At 45.6% G+C, this 18,860-nt stretch carries 17 protein-coding genes; 10 read left to right on the top strand and 7 right to left on the bottom strand.

Going from position 1 to position 18,860, the window contains the following annotated elements; genetic code table 11:
• The 6 genes from dnaK to ACNKW2_RS17050 all read left to right on the top strand — a co-directional run.
• Positions 1-1,277: molecular chaperone DnaK (gene dnaK, locus ACNKW2_RS17075; RefSeq protein WP_419149637.1), on the top strand; the 1,277-nt coding region annotated here is incomplete at its 5' end.
• A 218-nt stretch (positions 1,278-1,495) separates the two neighbouring features.
• Positions 1,496-2,632 carry a molecular chaperone DnaJ gene (gene dnaJ / locus ACNKW2_RS17070; RefSeq protein WP_419149636.1) on the top strand — a complete coding sequence of 379 codons (1,137 nt, stop codon included), beginning with the start codon at positions 1,496-1,498 and terminating at the stop codon, positions 2,630-2,632.
• Between the two features lie 590 nt (positions 2,633-3,222).
• Positions 3,223-3,681 carry a Cys-tRNA(Pro) deacylase gene (ybaK, locus tag ACNKW2_RS17065; protein WP_419149635.1) on the top strand — a complete coding sequence of 153 codons (459 nt, stop codon included), beginning with the start codon at positions 3,223-3,225 and terminating at the stop codon, positions 3,679-3,681.
• Between the two features lie 253 nt (positions 3,682-3,934).
• Entirely contained in the window at positions 3,935-6,190 is a 2,256-nt protein-coding gene (locus ACNKW2_RS17060; RefSeq protein WP_419149634.1) for an acyl-CoA dehydrogenase, read from the top strand.
• 178 nt (positions 6,191-6,368) lie between these two features.
• A complete protein-coding gene (locus ACNKW2_RS17055) occupies positions 6,369-7,307 on the top strand; it encodes a phosphotransferase (protein WP_419149633.1) in 939 nt (312 codons plus the stop codon).
• Positions 7,308-8,129 carry an EamA family transporter gene (locus ACNKW2_RS17050; protein ID WP_419149632.1) on the top strand — a complete coding sequence of 274 codons (822 nt, stop codon included), beginning with the start codon at positions 7,308-7,310 and terminating at the stop codon, positions 8,127-8,129. It begins immediately after the preceding gene.
• 26 nt (positions 8,130-8,155) lie between these two features.
• Here ACNKW2_RS17050 and ACNKW2_RS17045 read toward each other — a convergent pair whose 3' ends face one another.
• Positions 8,156-9,796 carry a S8 family serine peptidase gene (locus ACNKW2_RS17045; RefSeq protein ID WP_419149631.1) on the bottom strand — a complete coding sequence of 547 codons (1,641 nt, stop codon included), beginning with the start codon at positions 9,794-9,796 and terminating at the stop codon, positions 8,156-8,158.
• 156 nt (positions 9,797-9,952) lie between these two features.
• The gene (locus ACNKW2_RS17040; RefSeq protein ID WP_419149630.1) at positions 9,953-10,993 is read right to left on the bottom strand and encodes an ABC transporter substrate-binding protein; all 1,041 of its coding nucleotides are present in this window, start codon (positions 10,991-10,993) and stop codon (positions 9,953-9,955) included.
• Positions 10,994-11,091: 98 nt separating this feature from the next.
• Here ACNKW2_RS17040 and ACNKW2_RS17035 point away from each other — a divergent pair, with 98 nt between their 5' ends.
• The gene (locus ACNKW2_RS17035; RefSeq protein ID WP_419149629.1) at positions 11,092-11,484 is read left to right on the top strand and encodes a cytochrome b562; all 393 of its coding nucleotides are present in this window, start codon (positions 11,092-11,094) and stop codon (positions 11,482-11,484) included.
• Between the two features lie 80 nt (positions 11,485-11,564).
• Here the strand turns inward: ACNKW2_RS17035 and ykgO are convergent, their stop codons facing one another.
• Complete coding sequence (ykgO, locus tag ACNKW2_RS17030) at positions 11,565-11,702, bottom strand: type B 50S ribosomal protein L36 (protein WP_336564994.1); 138 nt, start codon at positions 11,700-11,702, stop codon at positions 11,565-11,567.
• 160 nt (positions 11,703-11,862) lie between these two features.
• A complete protein-coding gene (locus tag ACNKW2_RS17025; RefSeq protein WP_419149628.1) occupies positions 11,863-12,126 on the bottom strand; it encodes a type B 50S ribosomal protein L31 in 264 nt (87 codons plus the stop codon).
• A 360-nt stretch (positions 12,127-12,486) separates the two neighbouring features.
• Here ACNKW2_RS17025 and ACNKW2_RS17020 point away from each other — a divergent pair, with 360 nt between their 5' ends.
• Positions 12,487-12,741, top strand: coding sequence for a hypothetical protein (locus ACNKW2_RS17020; RefSeq protein WP_419149627.1), 255 nt, complete (start codon positions 12,487-12,489; stop codon positions 12,739-12,741).
• Between the two features lie 27 nt (positions 12,742-12,768).
• On the opposite strand, the gene ACNKW2_RS17015 is transcribed toward ACNKW2_RS17020, so the two are convergent.
• Positions 12,769-13,422, bottom strand: a complete 654-nt coding sequence (locus tag ACNKW2_RS17015) for a DUF6058 family natural product biosynthesis protein (protein ID WP_419149626.1) — start codon at positions 13,420-13,422, stop codon at positions 12,769-12,771.
• A gap of 175 nt (positions 13,423-13,597) precedes the next feature.
• Here ACNKW2_RS17015 and dapA point away from each other — a divergent pair, with 175 nt between their 5' ends.
• Positions 13,598-14,512 (top strand): 4-hydroxy-tetrahydrodipicolinate synthase, encoded by a 915-nt coding sequence (gene dapA / locus ACNKW2_RS17010; RefSeq protein WP_419149625.1) that lies wholly within the window; start codon positions 13,598-13,600, stop codon positions 14,510-14,512.
• Between the two features lie 55 nt (positions 14,513-14,567).
• Complete coding sequence (locus ACNKW2_RS17005; RefSeq protein WP_419149624.1) at positions 14,568-15,851, top strand: DEAD/DEAH box helicase; 1,284 nt, start codon at positions 14,568-14,570, stop codon at positions 15,849-15,851.
• Between the two features lie 73 nt (positions 15,852-15,924).
• Here the strand turns inward: ACNKW2_RS17005 and ACNKW2_RS17000 are convergent, their stop codons facing one another.
• Both ACNKW2_RS17000 and ACNKW2_RS16995 read right to left on the bottom strand, forming a co-directional pair.
• Positions 15,925-17,466, bottom strand: coding sequence for a penta-EF hand family protein (locus ACNKW2_RS17000; protein ID WP_419149623.1), 1,542 nt, complete (start codon positions 17,464-17,466; stop codon positions 15,925-15,927).
• 75 nt (positions 17,467-17,541) lie between these two features.
• Complete coding sequence (locus ACNKW2_RS16995) at positions 17,542-18,405, bottom strand: EF-hand domain-containing protein (protein WP_419149622.1); 864 nt, start codon at positions 18,403-18,405, stop codon at positions 17,542-17,544.
• Between the last annotated feature and the right edge of the window lie 455 nt (positions 18,406-18,860).

Below are 18,860 nucleotides of genomic sequence, written 5' to 3'. Positions count from 1 at the left end.
AAGTACTTGCAACAAATGGTGATACTCACCTAGGTGGTGAAGACTTCGATAACCGCGTTATCAACTACCTTGTTGAAGAGTTTAAGAAAGACCAAGGCATTGACCTGAAGACAGATCCACTGGCGATGCAGCGTGTTAAAGAAGCAGCTGAAAAAGCGAAAATCGAGCTTTCATCAGCACAGCAAACTGAGGTAAACCTACCTTATGTTACTGCTGACGCTACAGGTCCTAAGCACATGAACGTTAAACTGACTCGCGCTAAGCTTGAGTCATTGGTAGAAGACCTAGTGTCTAAATCTATCGAACCACTAAAACGTGCACTGGCTGACTCAGACCTGTCTGTGAACGACGTTAACGACATCATTCTTGTCGGTGGTCAAACACGTATGCCACTAGTACAGAAAACAGTTGCTGAGTTCTTTGGTAAAGAGCCACGTAAAGACGTTAACCCGGATGAAGCAGTAGCAGTAGGTGCTGCAGTTCAAGGTGGTGTACTTGCAGGTGACGTAAAAGACGTTCTACTACTAGACGTATGTCCGCTATCTCTTGGTATCGAGACCATGGGTCAAGTGATGACGGCACTGATTGAGAAAAACACGACTATCCCAACTAAGAAGTCGCAAACGTTCTCAACAGCAGAAGACAACCAGTCTGCAGTAACTATCCATGTATTGCAGGGTGAGCGTAAGCGTTCGGCAGACAACAAGTCGCTAGGTCAATTTAACCTAGAAGGCATTCGTCCAGCTCAGCGTGGTGTACCACAAATCGAAGTAACCTTCGACGTCGATGCTGATGGTATCCTACACGTATCTGCGAAAGATAAAGATACAGGTAAAGAGCAAAAGATCACTATCCAAGCTTCTTCTGGTCTAAGCGACGACGAAGTAGAGAAAATGGTACGTGATGCAGAAGCCAACGCGGAAGAAGACAAGAAGTTTGAAGAGCTAGTTGGCGCTCGTAACCAAGCGGATGCACTAGTTCACGCAACGCGCAAGCAGGTTGAAGAAGCCGGTGATGACTTACCAGCTGACGACAAAACTGCCATTGAAGCAGCTTTAAACGAGCTTGAAACAGCAATTAAAGGCGACAGCAAAGAAGACATCGATGCTAAGACCCAAGCACTTGCTGAGAAGTCGCAAAAGCTAATGGAAATTGCGCAAGCGAAAGCACAAGCGCAACAAGCAGGCGGTGACGCAGGCGCGCAGCAAGAATCAGCGAAGCAAGACGACGACGTAGTGGATGCTGAATTCGAAGAAGTGAAAGACGACAAGAAGTAAGCTTGAGTCTTTGAGGAGGGCGCGCTGGCTGTAAGGCTTGTCGCGCCCTACGTGTTTATAAAAAACTCTATTTTGCGCGGGATAGTAATGGCAATCGGCATCAAGACTTGCTCTATTTGAGGGAATAAATAAGTAAGTTGGTATTGCAGTGGCTACCCAGATTTAAGCGATAGAGTTTGTAGCAACAACCGTTGCCATAAAAGAGTAGTGTGATAAAAATGTCTAAACCTGACTATTATGAAGTATTAGGTGTTTCTAGAGACGCCAGTGAACGTGACATTAAAAAGGCGTACAAACGCCTTGCTATGAAGTATCACCCTGACCGTACCGCTGGTAACGCCGATCTCGAAGCGAAATTCAAAGAAGTAAAAGAAGCTTACGAGATATTGACTGATAGTCAAAAACGCCAGATGTATGATCAATACGGCCATGCAGCTTTCGAACAAGGTGGTGGTGCAGGTCATGGTGGATTTGGCGGTGCCGGCGACTTTGGTGATATCTTTGGGGACGTATTCGGTGATATCTTTGGTGGCGGCGGTGGTCGTCGTCAATCGCGACAACAGCGCGGTTCCGATTTAAGATATAACCTTGAGCTAAGTCTTGAAGAGGCAGTACGCGGTAAAGAAGTGGACATCAAGGTGCCCACTTGGGTTAGCTGTGAGCCGTGCGATGGCAGTGGTGCCAAAGCTGGTTCGAAACCTAAAACCTGTACAACCTGTCATGGTGCTGGCCAAGTGCAAATGCGCCAAGGCTTTTTTGCAGTACAACAAACGTGTCCAACCTGTCAGGGCACAGGCCAAGTGATTTCCGATCCCTGTAATAGCTGTCATGGTCAGGGCCGCGTAGAAAAGACTAAGACACTGAATGTTAAGATCCCAGCGGGTGTGGATACCGGAGACCGAGTAAGACTATCGGGCGAAGGGGAAGCAGGAATGCACGGTGCCCCAGCCGGTGACTTGTACGTGCAAGTGGCGGTGAAAGAGCACCCCATTTTTGTTCGCGATGGCAACAATTTATACTGTGAGGTTCCGATCAGCTTCACTACCGCAGCACTGGGTGGTGAGATTGAAGTACCGACCTTAGACGGCCGTGCGAAATTGAAGATCCCAGCTGAGAGCCAGACAGGTAAAATGTTCCGCATGCGTGGTAAAGGGGTTAAGTCGGTGCGCAGTGGCGCGGTAGGCGACTTAATTTGTAAGGTTGTTATCGAGACACCGGTTAACCTTAACGAACGTCAAAAAGAGCTTTTACACGAGCTTGAAGAGTCGATGGGCGATAACAATGGTAAAAACCGTCCGAAAGCACAAGGCTTTTTCGATGGTGTGAAGAAATTCTTTGACGATCTAACCAAGTAGTTTTGCTAACTAGCAAATGAAAAGCCCGCACAGCTGTGCGGGCTTTTTTATTGCACCACTAATTCACCACTAAGATATGTTCGGGTGTTTCTCCGCAGTAACATAGCGTTTCATTGGTTACGCGGTTATGGGGCTTGGTCGCGTCATCCGTGTTCAAGCGATAGCATTTACTGTCGCATACTTGTCCAATACGCCAATCCTGATATTCTTGGCAAAGGAGTGCTATGCCCATATACAGTGCAATAAGACATGTGGCATATCTTAACACTTGCATAGTCTGGTTACTCACCTTGATAGTCAATGGTTTATGCCAGCACGACCTACGGCCGTTGTGCTAACATAATGATAGTAATAGCAATTCGCAACGGTTCGCGCTTGAGTCGTTAGCAGCTCGGTTCTACAAAAGGTAATGGCTGCTGGTAACCTTAGGCGGTTAACCAAGCGAATTACACTAAGTATAGTGCAGATTGTCACTCTCGAATAAAAACACCTTGGCGATTTTTACTATTGTGTTATCAAACACGTTTGCTATTACTATGACACTATAGCAACCACAGACAACCATCTTTTCTAACACTTAGGTATTGAATATGACGCCGGCAATCAAGGCACTGAAAAAGGCACGAGTGGAATTTGAAGTGTTACAATTTAGCCACGACCCAAACGACAATGACTTTGCTAACGAGGCGGTAAACAAGTTGGGTTTAGCGCAGCAACAAGTGTTTAAAACCTTGCTATTAAGCGTCGATGGCAATCTGCATGTGGCCATTTCTCCTGCCACAAAACAGGTTGACCTGAAAGCCTTTGCGAAAGCCTGTGGCGGTAAAAAGGCACAGTTAGCCGAGCAGTCATTGGCAGAGAAATCGAGCGGTTATGTGATTGGTGGTATCAGCCCTTTTGGGCAAAAAAAGCGCCTACCTACTTGGGTGCATGCCAGTGCCTTCGAGTATCAAAAAGTCTATGTCAGTGCCGGTAGAAGAGGCCTAGAAGTGGCCGTACCCCCTGAAATCTTTGAGCAACTGTGTGACGCTAAGCGCAGCCATTTTTAACCGCCACCCCCAAACAAAGCAATCAAGGGGCTAAACTGCACTGCCAATAACCCTTTTGGCGTTATTTTTCTGCCCGTTTGTAGGCAAAAAATCAGATTCAGCGTACAGCTGTAAGCCATTAATTTTCCAGTTATTTATATGAAATCGACGCTAATACAGTAAAAAAGGCGTTAAAAAGTTAAATAGAGTAATTGATCTAAACGAATTTTTATGCCGTAATGTAAGTATATTTATCTGGTCGGATGAGTTTACTATGAGCTTAAGAACGAATTTACGAAAAATCCTCCCTAGCATTTCAACCACAGAGCAAGAGGCACTCGATGCCGGTGATGTTTGGCTTGAGGGATCTATTTATCAAGGCAAACCAGACTTTACTGCGCTAAGAGCAGTGCCGGAAGCCAAATTAAGTGCTGAAGAGCAGGCGTTTCTTGAAGGCCCGGTAAAAGAATTAATGGGCATGATTGACGATTCAGAAATTCAAAATGGTAAGCATTTACCAGAGCATATTTTAGAATTTTTGAAAAAAGAACGCTTCTTTTCTTTGATCATTCCTAAAGAGTACGGTGGTTTAGAGTTTAGCCCTTACGCTAACTCAACCATCGTTGGTACCATCGCAACAAAATCATCAGCGGTGGCAGTAACGGTTATGGTTCCTAACTCGTTAGGTCCAGGCGAGCTGTTATTGCACTATGGTACCAAAGAGCAACAAGCGCATTACTTACCTCGCCTTGCCAACGGTCGTGATATTCCATGTTTTGCATTAACTAGCCCAGAAGCCGGTTCTGATGCTGGCGGTATTCCAGACCAAGGTATTGTTAAGAAAGGCACCTTCAATGGTGAAGAGGTCTTGGGTCTTGAGATCACTTGGGACAAGCGTTATATCACGCTAGCACCAATTGCCACTGTGCTTGGTTTAGCCTTTAAAGTGTTTGACCCAGAAGGGTTATTGGGCGGTAAAAAAGAGCTAGGTATCACTTGTGCCCTTATCCCGCATGACCACCCAGGTGTGCGACTCGGTAACCGTCACGACCCTATGGGTGTGCGTTTTTACAATGGTACTACTCGCGGTGAAAAAGTATTTATTCCGATGGAGTTTATCATCGGTGGCCAGAAGAACATCGGTCGTGGTTGGCAGATGCTAGTAAGCTGCTTAGGCGCTGGCCGCGGTATTTCTCTTCCTGCACTCGGTGTATCAACCAGCCAAGTAGCACTAAAATCGGCATCAGAATACGCTGCTGTGCGTGAGCAATTTGGTTTATCTATTGGTCAATTTGAAGGCATTCAAGAGAAACTAGCAGATATCGCTGGTAAAACCTACATGCAGGAAGCCATGCGAGTGTTAACCACTGAAGGTTTAGGCATGGGCTTTAAACCTTCTGTGGTAACGGCGATTGCCAAGTACCACATGACAGAGACTGGCCGTGACGTACTCGACTCAGCGATGGACATTCTTGCGGGTAAAGCGATTCAAAATGGTCCACAAAATACCTTAGCAAGTGGTTATGTTGCGCAGCCGATTGCCATTACGGTGGAGGGGGCCAACATTCTGACTCGCAACCTAATGATTTTCGGTCAAGGTGTGATGCGTTGTCACCCGTACCTGCAGTCTATGGTTGAGTCTATCCACAGTGAAGAGAAAAATGCCGACAGCCAGTTCCGCGGTATCCTGACCAAAACGGTAGGTTACAGTGTTGCCAATAGCTTAAGAGCATTTAAATACGGCTTAATGCCATTTACTGCCGAAGCGAAGTCATCACTACCAGAAGTGCGTGCTTATGAAAAAGCAGCACACCGCTTAGCGGCAAAACTTGCTGTTTACGCTGACTTCTCGCTATTGGTTTTAGGAGGCAAGCTGAAGCAGGCAGAAATGTTGTCAGCGCGTTTAGGTGATGTAATGAGTCATTTATACGCGGCCATGGCATCGATTAAGTATTATGAGCAAAAAGTAGCGGTAGCTCAGCGCGAACAAGCTGCGCCTTATTTCCACTACGCCACTCGTCATGCTTTAACCTGTGCCGAAGAAGCCTTGCATAAATTCTTGGATAACTTCCCGGCCAGTGGTGCACGTCGCTTTATGCGCACCATCACGTTACAGTTTAGTGGTAAGCAAATGCCGAAGATCAATGATGATATGGTGCGTGAGCTGGCTGCGGCAGCACAAATGGATACGCCATTTAAAGCGCAGTTAACTCACCTTGTGAAGCCAACAGCAGGTGACGGTCATGACATCAATGAGCAAGCTTACAAAGCCAAGATGGGTTGCTTAGAGCTACTGACTAAGGTTAAGCGCGCCATTCGTAAGCGTGAAGTGCAACCAGGTGTGAGATTTGAGCAAACGCTAGACAACGCACTTGTGGCTAACCTTATCACTGAAGAAGAGTATGCCAAGTTAGTTGACTACAACCGCAAACGTGAAAAAGCTATCCGAGTGGACGAGTTTGATTTTGATATGAATCTACTTACCGAAGAGACGGCGAAAGAAACGTTCAAGCAGGCAGTTAACAACTAAGCATTGCCCTTTTTAGCGGAAAACGTAATAGCTCTTAACCGTTTGGTTAAGGGCTTTTTCATGTTAGGTAATGATAATAAATACAGCTATAATGTTGAAACCACAGTGGATCTGTTTGCTTACTGGCTGAGTGGTTAAAGAGATACGCTGTACAGTATAATTAAATAGGTGTATCACATTGAAAATTGACATTCCCACTCAGGTGATCTCTGCGCCAATCGCTGAACAACAAGAGCAACAACTGTGGAGTGGTTGTGGCGACATGTTGTTTATTGATCATGACGCTGGCAGATTAGCCATAAAACGCACCCAGGTGCCCAGTCACATTGAACATCGCCGCATTGCGCAATCAACTCAGGCGTTGCAACGTAAAGCAAAATCCTATGTGGTAGAGCGAAATTTCTATAAGTTCCATGCCATAGAGTTACTCCATCCCTGTAATACCGCCAATTACCTTGGTGAAGGCAAGCATGGCGACATCGACTACATGGTACTGCGCGACTTTTCAGCGCAAGGCTTTGTGCAAGTTGATTCCCCTTCACAGTCACAATTGCTCGCGGTGATAACTTGGTTGGCCAAGTTTCACGCGCACTTTTTGCAAAGCCCGGTAGAGCATGTGTGGTCACAGGGCAATTATTGGCATTTAGATACTCGCCCTGATGAGCTGCAGCGCATGGCGCCGGGGAGTATGAAAGAAGCCGCGCCGTTATTAGCCAAGCAAATTAAGCAAAGTCGCTGGCAAACCTGGTTACATGGCGATGCTAAATTAGCTAATTTTGCCTTTCATGGCGATGAAGTTTTAGGCTTTGATTTTCAGTATGTCGGTAAAGGGGTGGGGGTGGCCGACTTGATGTTGCTATTGACCTCGGTGCTCGATGAACACGAGCAATTAATGCACGCAGACGAATACTTAACCCTATATTTAGACACCTTGAGGTTGGAGTTACTTGGCAAAGTGGCGTCTCTTGATATTGCTGAGCTACTCAGTGAGTGGCGTGCTCTTTGGCCTGTGGTATGGGCTGATTTTTATCGCTTTTTATTGGGTTGGAAGCCAGATCACTTTAAAATTAATGACTACATGAAGTTTCAAGCAGAGCTGGCTTTAAAAGGAGTCTAAATGGGAGTGGCGTTGTTAAGCGCATTAAATTGGGCGGCATTTGATTTTTTTCGTAAACGTCTTGCAAGTCATTACAGTGCGGCCCAGATGTCAGTATTATTCAGCGTACTCGTATTGCCTGCCTATATAGTGTATTGGCTTACCACCAACCCCAGCTTGCCCAGTCAAGATTATCTCATTCCAGCACTGGCCAGTGGCGTATTAGCGGCCATTGGCAGTGTCAACTTTATTCAAGCGTTAGCGCTTGGCAGAATGGCCGTGGTATTGCCGCTATTGTCTATTACTCCGGCCTTAGCGGGGGTTTTTGCCTGGGTTTTGCTAAGTGAACCGCTAACACTGCTGCAATGGGGCCTCATAGGCGCCATTGTGGTGGCTTCATTTTTCCTTCAAGGCGGGCACTTTTCATTTCATGAGCCTGGTGCCAAGCAGGTGGCCATCACGTCTTTGTGTTGGGGCTTATGCATCGTGTTTGATAAACAAGCTCTGCAATTTAGTAGCTTGTCATTTCATGCCGGCTTCATCACGTTTATGGTGTTCTTTGTTAACTTGGTGGTGTTAAGACCTAAGTTAAGAGGATTACAGTTACGTCGTCATGGCCTCACTTGGCTGGTTTCGGCAGCGGTGTTTGCTGCCGCCGTGATTTTGCAAATGCAGGCACTAAGTACAGTACAACCTGGTTTAGTGGAAGGGTTAAAGCGTGCCATTGGCATTGTTAGCGCCAGTTTGCTCGGGGTTTGGTGTTTTAAAGAAGCCATGCGGCCTCGAGAGTGGCAAATGATCAGCGTCATTTTAGTGTGCAGTGTGGTATTGGCACTGAGCTAAGAAGTAAGCTCAGTGCCTTAAGCGCTCTAGTTACAGGCCGCTCCCTTACGCCAAACGTTAGAGAAGACATCGGGCTCAGCGCCACGTGACCAATGGATGGCACTGTATTCAAATCCTTGGTATGCCACTTTATCGCCTACCACATAGTGTGTGGTCGCATCCCAGTTGGCAACGCCACTGCAGCCACCGGATTGTTCTGATACGGTTATTTGCTGCGTAGCCGTATTACTGCGGTTGTTCTCATCACTGACGGTTAAACTCACCTGGTAAGTCCCTGCGGCACTGTAGCTATGTGTAGGGTTTGCTTGGTTACTGCTGGTGCCATCACCAAATTGCCACGTGTAGTTGCCTCTACTTGATTGATTAGTGAAAGATACCGTTAAGCCATCGGTGCTGTAACTGAAATTTGCGATTGGTTCAGAGGGCTCGCCATTACAGCCATTGGCGTTTAGGTAATCGACCGCCGCTTTGGCTTGAACAATACCATAACCATAGGAGGTATCACGGCCCGCTTGGCCTTTGTCTTTGGCGGTGGTGTTTAACACTTGGCGAATACGCTCTGCGCTACATTGTGGAAACTGCCCCCACACTAACGCGGCGACACCAGAAACATGGGGTGTGGCCATAGAGGTACCACTGATACTGCGGTAGCCATTGTTATTCCAGGTGGAGTTAACGTTCACCCCAGGGCCGGCAATTTCAACTTGACTATTATATTGAGAAAACGACGCTTTGCTCTCGGAGCTATTGACCGCAGCAACTGAGACGACAGCATCGTAAGAGGCTGGGTAACTGAGGGAGCTATTGCCAGCGTTTCCTGCTGCGGCAATGTGCAACATGCCACTTTGATAACTCTGACTAAAGGCATTACGCTCGGCGATGGAGCTACCACTACCACCGAGACTCATGCTGGTGATATTTGCCCCGGCTTGCTGGCACTGCTCAATGGCTTTAATCAGATCTGAGCCGTAAGCCCAGCTTCCCTGATCGTTAAACACCTTAACAATGTGCAGACCCAGTTGACCTGATGGGTTAACTCCAACCACCCCAGTGTTATTACCTCCAAGAGCGGCGATAGTACCGGCAACATGGGTGCCGTGGCCATTGCCATCGTTACTCCAAACGCCGGTATTATGGCTGCCATAGCCATCGTCTCCTGTGATCCCCGTATTGGGTAGATCAGGGTGACCTAGGGTATAGCCGGTGTCCATAATGCACACTTTGCTATTGCCGCTGGCGCTGTCGGAGAGTTGATCCGCTTGCACCATGCTAATGCCATAAGGAGTGGTTTCTGCTTGCGGCTCGATAGCCCAAGGGGTAATGGCAGGTAAATAGCGCTTGGGATCACGCTCTACCGTGGCGACACTTGGGTTAGACTTTAATGCCGCGATTTGCTCATCTGACGCGTGTGCGACATAGGCATTAATGCTGGGCAAAGCTTCAACGTCGCTAGTGCCCATCACGCTGTAGGCTTGTTGCCTTAATGCTTGGGTTTTAAATTGCGCCAAAGCCTGTGCGCTGACTTGCACCGGTTGCGCTGTTGGCATCGCTTGTTTTTGCAAGGTAACGATCACGCGTTGATCTGCTTGCGCCATAGCGAGATTAGCAACAATGCTCGCACTGATGGTGGATAGGGCAATTGCTTTAGTTAAATACTGTTTTTTCATTTTTTCACCTTTACATGTTGTTTACCTTTGTAACTAAAGCAGGTAATGATAGCGCTGTCAACGGCACGTTAGTAAGACAAACTTGGTTTGCATAGTTAAGTTATAAAGAGTGAATTATGAGCTTATACGTAGCCCTAGGTGATAAATTAAGCAGAGCTAATGCACTTCATTGCGTATTATTGATTCATTTATATCTTTGATGGTGAAGCGGTTGTTATTGTTAATGTAACGTAAAAAGTCCAGGTGTTTTGGAAAGTTGCCATGTAAGGCTTCATAGAGTGGCCAGTACTGCTCTTGCAGTGGCCTAAAAATAGCCAGCCTATGCAAACCAATCTCGCTCTGATTTAAGTGAAAGGCGCGCAGTTGCACTAGGGCATAGGCACCGAGGAGCACGTGGCCTCCCATAGAAACATCCAATTGCTTGGCTATTGGGGAGTCCCAGTTAACACCACCCACCGTGATAGTGCGATCAAGCTCAAGAGCTGCCTGTAGTGCACCATAGGCCATAGGATCGTTGGCTGCCCAAACGATGGTTAATTCCGGCGCCCGAGTTAACCAAGCTTTGGTGATGCGATAAGCATCTTGCTGTGACCAATGACTGTTTACTTGCGCAAGCAGCTGTAGATGCGCATGCTTACTGATAAAAGCATTCATGCCTTTTTGTCTGTCGAGTGCTGCTGGTGTGGCAACATCGCCTAACAAAGCCAATACCCCTTGTTCGGCCTTAGTTGCAGAGGCTTTTTTGCTAAGCTCAGCCATTAGGGTAAAGCCGGCTTGGAAATTGTCAGGGACAATACTGCCGAGCACTTGGTAGCCAGCCTGATGTAACTTGGCGTTTTGCTCAGCAGATGGGCCGTTAAGCAAAAACAACAGTTTTTTATTATTGGCCTTTTCCTTAAGTAACAGCGGGATCACACTGGCTTTTTCATTAACTACCACAAGATAATCGGAGTCACCGTTTAGTGCGGCTTTAACCAATGACTTCATTAAAATATGATTACGTTTTGCGTATTTAATCGATAGCTGAATGTTTAAATCGGCTGCGGCCGTTTCCATGACCTTGCTCACGTTTGACCAAAAGTGGCCAGTAACATTATCACCCTCATGCCCTGGATTGATAAACGCAACCGCGATAGGGCTCGCTAGGCTAATTCCAGATAGCAATAATGCACTAACAAATATGATAATTTTAAGCATAGATTCGATTTTTAACTTCAGACATTACCAGTGTAGACCCAAGTGTTCAGGCTGCGCGAATTATGCAGTATAATGGCGTTTCAATCTTTGGGGGTAAAATGAGATATATCGCAGTATTGTTAGTATTAATGTGTTCGCACATGGGGTTGGCCCAAGAGGGCAGTGAGCTAAATCAAACCATGAAAAAAATGGGCCACCAATATAAACTCGCGGTGAAATCCAGCTCAACCGAAGAGCTGCAAACCGCGCTGGTTAAAATGAAAACACTGGCTGAAAGTAGCAAAAACTTTCACTTTAAAGCGGATGTCGCTAAGCAGTCGCAGCAGGGCTTGGATAAGGTGATCAATACCATTGATTCAGCACTGAGTGATATTAATCAAGGGCAGCCAGATAAGGCCAGAGCACGAATTGCTAAAATTGATGAGTTACGTAAACACTATCACGAACTCCATGAGCCACCCAGCTTCTGGGAACTGTTATTTGGAAGCTAACGACAAAGCAAAGACAGTGCATTAACGCCACTGTCTTTGCTGCTCTCAACAACCGTAATCTTGCTTGAGCTTGCCTAGTATTACTTTCGGCTTTTCTTTCCTTGCACTGCTTTAAACCGCGGGTTGCTTTTACAAATGACAAAAACACGACCGCGGCGTTTTACCACTTGGCAGCCGGGTCTGGATTTCGCGCTTTTCAGTGAACTCAATACTTTCATGATGTTAGCCCTTTTTATACCAATTCGCTTAATTAAGTGGTCTATTTGAGGCAAGAAAATTCTGTCGATAACAAGGCGAAAATTTTGCTATTTAGTTGTTCTAAATAAGAAATTTTTAACGCAGTTAGCGTCGAATTTGCTCCCTCAAATTGAGCAAGTATTAATGCGGATTGGTATTACTGCTGAGGTTTTTAAACCGACGATTAAACTGCGCCACCCGTCCATCGCTGGCAACCAGTTTTTGTTTACCGGTATAAAATGGGTGTGATGCACTAGAAACATCAATAGGAACATAAGGATAGGTTTTACCATCGAGCTCAACGGTTCTGCTTGATTTGATGGTTGAGCCAACAATAAAGTATTTGTCTACCGCGGTGTCGTGAAAGGCCACCAAGCCGTAGTCAGGGTGAATATTGGGTTTCATAAAAGCTCCTAAAAAATGATATGTTACAATGTATCAATTAGATCCATAATATATAGTAGATAACAACGATTCTCAATTACTTTTTCTGCTTTGATACTTCAGGCGCAATTGTTAGGAACAAAATGGGGAAATTACCAAGAATAGCGGCGGATTATTGAGCGCTTGCCAGCAAAACTGAACGCATCTTGAGCAATCGAGCACAAGAGACTTACTTTAGTCAAATTTGCCTGTTATAACTAGTAATGAAGGGTAGTACAAAGCGACGGCAAACTCGCAGTTAACCTAATGGACAAATTTTGACGACACCCATGCGGTTGTGCAGGTGGCCTCATTATAATAACAATATATCGAGCATTTATTATGGATAAACAAGCAGAGTTAGATAACTCAATTTTGGCCAAATTACAAAGTAATGACGATAGTGCCTTGCAGCAGGAGCTGGACTCTCTGAGCTGCAATCACAGTGATATTGTAACCTTGCTAGCACAGTATCAAACCCTCAGTGAGCAAGACGACGAGTTATTCGATGCCTGGTACGACAGTTTGTGTCCTGATCAGCTTAAAGTGCTAAAGGCGTTTGAAATCATTCGCTCGCACTTAGAGCAGCAAATTTAGTAGGGCGCAAACACCTGCAATTAGGTTTTACTTTATTCTGAGATCGTATTTGCGGATCAGCTGATCAATGTATTTACTGCGCAGTGATTCCGTTTGCTCTAACGGTATGTCTACTGCCAAGGCTTTATTAAGCAACTTAATGGCATTATGCACGGCTTGGCGTTGCTCCGGTGGAATGGTTGCCGCAGTTCTGGCCTCGGTAATGTCGTCAATAATGGCGCGGCCAAGGTCAATGTAAAGGGCCTCTTCAACTAAGCCATTTTGGCTGATCACAGCATACTTGCTACACAAAAACTGTTGCCATACCTGCTGCATTTGCTCAGCTAAATCATCACCAAAACACGGATCGTCGGTGGTAAATCCTTTTTCAGCGCACTTTGCCAACGCTTCACAGTAACGCTGTTGAAACAGCTCAAACGCCACACTGGATTGATCGACCTTGTGTTTGGTCAGCAGTTGGCCCCAGTTCAGCAAACCTCGGGCATAATAATCGCTGTATTCTTCACATTGGTAAAAACCAAAATAAGAGCTGCAATTTAGCTGGTTTTTAATGCTATAACTGGCTTTAGGAAATAAGCTGTGTTGCTGCCATTGAAATAACTGTTCTTCATCTATTTTAAGGCTACTACACAGCTCCAATGCGGTATAAAAATGGGTATTTAAATATGACGTTAGGCTCATGACTTATTTAACTGGATAAATATACAGTAATTATGATTTTGCTTGATCATTAAGCAAATCACAAGCCTTTTGCAAAAATTGTTAGAAACTTGGCGAATTACTGTGCTATTTAGGTCGGATCGTGGGTCTTTTTGTGATAAAAATAGCAGTCATCTGCAAGAGTAAAAGAAGCACTATGCAACAAATTCAAACTATTAAAAAAGCAAGTTTAATCACCGCGATTAAAACGCCTTACACCATGAATGGCGATGTCGACCTAGATACTTACGATCAGCTGGTTGAAGCGCAAATAAAAGCAGGCGTTGATGGCATTGTGGTGGCAGGCACTACAGGTGAAGGTCAGCTTATGAATTGGGAAGAGCACTTGATGCTTATTGCCCATTCAGTGAGTAAATTTTCTGGACGTATTCTTATTATTGGTAATACCGGCAGCAACAACACCCGTGAAGCGGTAAAAGCAACACAATACGGCTTTGCCATGGGAATGGACTGTGCTTTACAGATCAACCCTTATTACGGTAGAACCTCAACAGCAGGCCTAAAAGCACACTTTGATGCCTTATTAGACGTTGGCCCTGCGTTTATTTACAACGTACCTGGTCGCACCGGGCAAGACTTGACTCCTGACTTTATTGAGCCGCTGGCGAAACATAAAAACTTTGTTGGCATGAAAGAGTGTGCTGGCGACGAGCGTATTGCCCACTATGAGGCAAAAGGCATTGCTTGTTGGTCTGGTAATGATGACGAAGCACACCAGAGCCGCCATAAAAGCCAAGCACATGGGGTTATCTCGGTGGCGTCTAACCTTATTCCTGGGCTGTTCCGTCAGCTAATGGATAAGCCGAACGAGGCCCTTAATGACTCACTGCAGCCACTCATGAATTGGTTGTTCTGCGAGCCAAACCCAATCGCCATTAATACCGCTTTGATCATGACCGGTGCAGTGAACCCACTATTTAGGTTGCCGTATGTGCCACTGTCGAAAGAGCAACAGCAGCAGGGCATTGAGCTAATTAACGCCTTATCAGAAAGTGACTACATTGGTCATGCACCAAAATTAATTGACGAAACCTTGCTTAAGTTTTGTTAAAAATGAATTAGTCCGATATAATCTGCGACCGTTTTCGATTCGGTCGTAGGTTATTATGGCAACGTTTTCATCATTTAGTTTTCCCGAGCCGCTGTTAGATGCACTAACAGAGATTGATTTCCACAGGCTCACGCCTATTCAGCAAGCGGCCATTCCAGCTGTGCGTCAAGGCAGTGATGTGCTTGCTACTGCCCAAACCGGAACCGGAAAAACCGCCGCGTTTGCATTGCCGATTATTCATAAATTGCTTGAATCTGAGCAGCAAACCATGCCGCGCGCTTTGATCTTAGCGCCTACGCGTGAACTGGCAGATCAAATTGCGAAAAATTGCGCCACATTTGCCAAATTCACCGACTTAAAAGTTCAAGCCTTATTTGGTGGCGTGAACGTCAATGGTCAGGCTGAGCGCCTCAAGCAAGGGGTAGATATTTTAGTGGCCACACCTGGGCGCTTATTGGATCATATTCGCCTTGGCAATGTAACCTTAAACGCTGTAAAGCACTTGGTATTAGATGAAGCCGATCGCATGCTCGACATGGGCTTTATTAACGATATGCAAAAAGTGATTGAGCTGGTGGATGAAAATAAGCAATTGCTGCTGTTCTCAGCCACTTTCCCCTCAGCAATGAAGCAATTTGCCAAGCAGGTGCTAAAAAACCCTAAATTAATTCAAGCGGCCCCCGAAAACAGTACCGCTGAAACCGTTCGCCATGTGGTTTATCCAGTAAAAGAAGAGCGCAAACGTGAGTTGCTGTCAGAGTTGATTGGTAAGAAAAACTGGCAACAAGTGTTGGTGTTCGTCAACATGAAAGAAACCGCAGACAAACTCGTTGAAGAGCTTCAACTTGATGGCATTGCAGCCAATGTTTGTCATGGCGATAAAAAACAAGGGGCACGTCGTCGCGCGTTAAGAGAGTTTACCGATGGTAAAGTACGGGTAATGGTGGCCACCGAGGTGGCTGCGCGTGGTTTGGATATTGTTGGCCTGCCACGGGTGGTAAACTACGATGTACCTTACTTAGCAGAAGATTACGTGCACCGCATTGGCCGCACAGGTCGCGCTGGTCAGTTTGGCTACGCCATTACCTTTGTTAGCCGTGAAGAAGAGTCGGATCTTATTCATATTGAGCAGCTAATCGAACAACAGATCCCGCGTTATTATTTACCTGGCTACGAAGTGGCAAATCGCGAGAAGCTGGTGGAAAACATTCAGAAAAAGCCGGCGCACCAGCGCCGTAAAGCTCGAGTGAATAAGCCATCAAACCAAGCCAGTGCCGAAGCACGATTAAAGAATCGTTCTCGCATTGCTAAGGTGCGTAAGCAGCAAAAGCAAAAGTAATTACTGCTAGGTAGCGACACTGCCCAATAATTAGCTCAATAGCGTTATGGCTATTGAGCTAAGTGATTACGTTTTAACGATAATCTATACCCCAATGGAACGCACCAATAATATGCTGACCAAGTGCGCCATCTAAAAAGTGACCACTGGCTCTGGCTGCTTCAATACGCGTACGAATGGCTGGGGTGATAAATCGCCTCATTTCAGAGTCATTGAGATAAGCCGTATTACCATTTGGGCCAAGCATATTCAGCACTTTTTCCATAATGTCTTTCATATCTCGCTCCATGTTTTTGATATCACTGCTGTTGTCTCCACTGGCAAGCTTATAAACCAATAGTTTTGTGATAGCTAGACCACCGGCTCCAACACCAGCGACAATTGCAGCGGCGGCCCCTGCTAAGGCAGTACCACCACTAGCGGCTACAGCAATGCCAGTAATGACAACCAAGGCAGTGATTTCTACTGCGGTTAACAGGACATCAATAAAAGTTGTGGTTGTAGTAATACCATCGAGGCAGGCTCTGAGTGTTTTGGCACCATTGCGTATTTTCGCTAAGCTATAGGCGTCGGCTCTTTGTAGCTTTACAATGTCCATCATTCCTTCAATGACTAGCAAAAAACCCGCACTGATAATAGCCATAACGGGATCTGTCCATTGTGCTAACTGGTAATTTAGACCGCTGGTTTTGCCTTCACCAAACACGTCTTTAAACTGGGTTGCGCACGCTGCGATGTTTTCAACTACATTGCGATCAAACGTATGACCATGTTTTTGCATAAGTCGAAGCAGGGTTTGTCTACCGTACATAATGGTAAACTTCGATAACAACGGCACCATGTAATATTCAACTAAATAAGATTGTTCGTCGTTTTTATCGGGCAGATCAATTGGGCTTTGACTATTGCCCATCAGCATGGCCTCAAGTAGGTTTACCGCTTCTTCTTCTGTTGGCGCAGCAAAAGGCATAGATAACCGAAACTTGGTTTCATCGACAGAAGACAGGTTGGGGTAACATGCTTTAAACATAAAGGCGATAAAGCGATAGCCACCCCAAGTATCGTCAACCCGGTGATCATCGCCACCGCCTTCATGCAATATGTCTATCCATTTTTCTGTCGAGTTAGCATAAACATCAAACCATCCTTGGCTGCCACCAATATCGCTATTACCTGCATCTGAGTATGGAATATATAAAGCCTGATGACTGCCTTGGCCAATGATAGATAAATTTCTACCTAGCGGCAGGTTACGCTTTTTATAACTATGAGAGGGCGCATTGTTCTTAATGTCTTGCAGTGATAAACGTCCATCGCGATGATGGTCTAACTGTTGGAATAAAAAGGTCGCCAGCTGTTGGGCTTTTTGATAAGGAGCATTGGCTTTTACTAGGGTATTGATGAGCTCATTTTGGCTGACCATGCCATCTTGGCTAATATCTGCAACTTGCAGGGCATTGACAAAGTTGGTAAGAAATAATTGATAAACCTGAGCATAAGTCATGCCTGGCTGCAAACCATGGTGGCCAGTTTGCGGCAATGTCGTTGCCACATCTTGTACAGAAAGTCGGCCGTTGCGGTCTTTATCTAAACGGGTAAATATTTCATCTGCCATTTCATGGGCGGCATTCCAAGGCACATTAGATTTTACCAGCAATTGGATAATTTCGTTGCGATCTAACGTGTTATCTCAGTTAAGGTTGGATTGGCGCAAGCACTGTTGGAAGTTTGCGGTTATACGTTGGATTATTTGTTCCATTTTGGTTCTTAAATGGTAATCCAATGTTGTCGAGTTATTGATTTGCTGCGTCGCTTCATGACGCTCAATCTGACCATTGTGATTGTTATCTAACTGCTGAAATACTTCTCTGGCCATGGTTTGTGCAGCGCTATATGGGGCGTTGGTTTTAACCAGAGCATTAACTAGCTCATTAAAACTTAAGCTACCATCTCGATTTACATCTGCAGTTTGCAATGTTTGCTGGAAGTTTTGTCTAAAGCCAGCAATGATTTGCTCTACTGCAGGGTTACTGCTGACATGGTGGCTCATCTTCGGGAGTTGTTGCGACACTTCATCTATCGCTAGGCGACCATCGCGGTTTTTATCCAATTTCAGAAAAATTTCACCGGCGATATTGTTGGCCACTTGCCATGGCGTGGCCGCACGCATTAATGCTTGGATAAGTTCATTTTTATCTAACTTGCCATCACGGTTATGATCGGCAATCGCTAACTGCTGTTGAAAGTTCTGTTGTAGCCCGGCTAGTACTTGTTGGCCGGCTTGAGACATGCTGACTTGAGGCTGCTGCGTCATTTGCTGCACCTGACCTGAAACATCTGCAACAGACAGTCGGCCATCGCGGTTGGTATCAAGGCGAGTAAACACCTCATTAGCAATATTTTGGGCTATCTGCCAAGGAGTGGCTGCTCGAGTTAACAATTGGATCAACTCATTGCGGTCGATAAATCCATCTCTATTTAAGTCGCTGGTTGCAAGTGAGCGCTGAAAGTTTTGTCTAAGACCCTGAATGATCTGTTCTGCTGCAGTAGTCATACTATTCCTTTATGTTTAAGTGTAGTGCATACAGTGAGCTAACTGAGTTAGCCAAAAGATCTTAAACCATTAGTAATTTTATGTAAATTAAATGTTTGTTATGTGATTTAAATGTTTTGCATGGTGGTATTGGTCAAATGGCGACGCGTGCGGTGAACAGCAATTAATACTAGGAAAGGGTAGCTATCTGAAATGTTTCGAAGTGTTGGGTTTGCTGTTTTGGTGACGAATTTCTGTGCCTGTCCATGGCCCTGACATGCTTTTTCGCGCTATCCCGGCGCGAAATAAGTTAATTGTCTGCTGACTTGAGGGTGTGATGAGGGAGGAAGGGTTGCTGACGGGTTTTTGATTCTAATCAACATTTTTGTGGCTGCATTGAGTGAGCAGCTGACAGTCGAACTGTAGTGGTCAACTAATTTTGGCCACAGTTTTAGAATCTTGGTATCTAACCTCTG

Origin of the sequence: Pseudoalteromonas 'SMAR' (genome assembly GCF_048515945.1) — a bacterium.
Lineage (GTDB): Bacteria > Pseudomonadota > Gammaproteobacteria > Enterobacterales > Alteromonadaceae > Pseudoalteromonas.
Note: the sequence above shows the minus strand (reverse complement) of the source record. Positions and strands in the feature narration are given on the sequence as shown.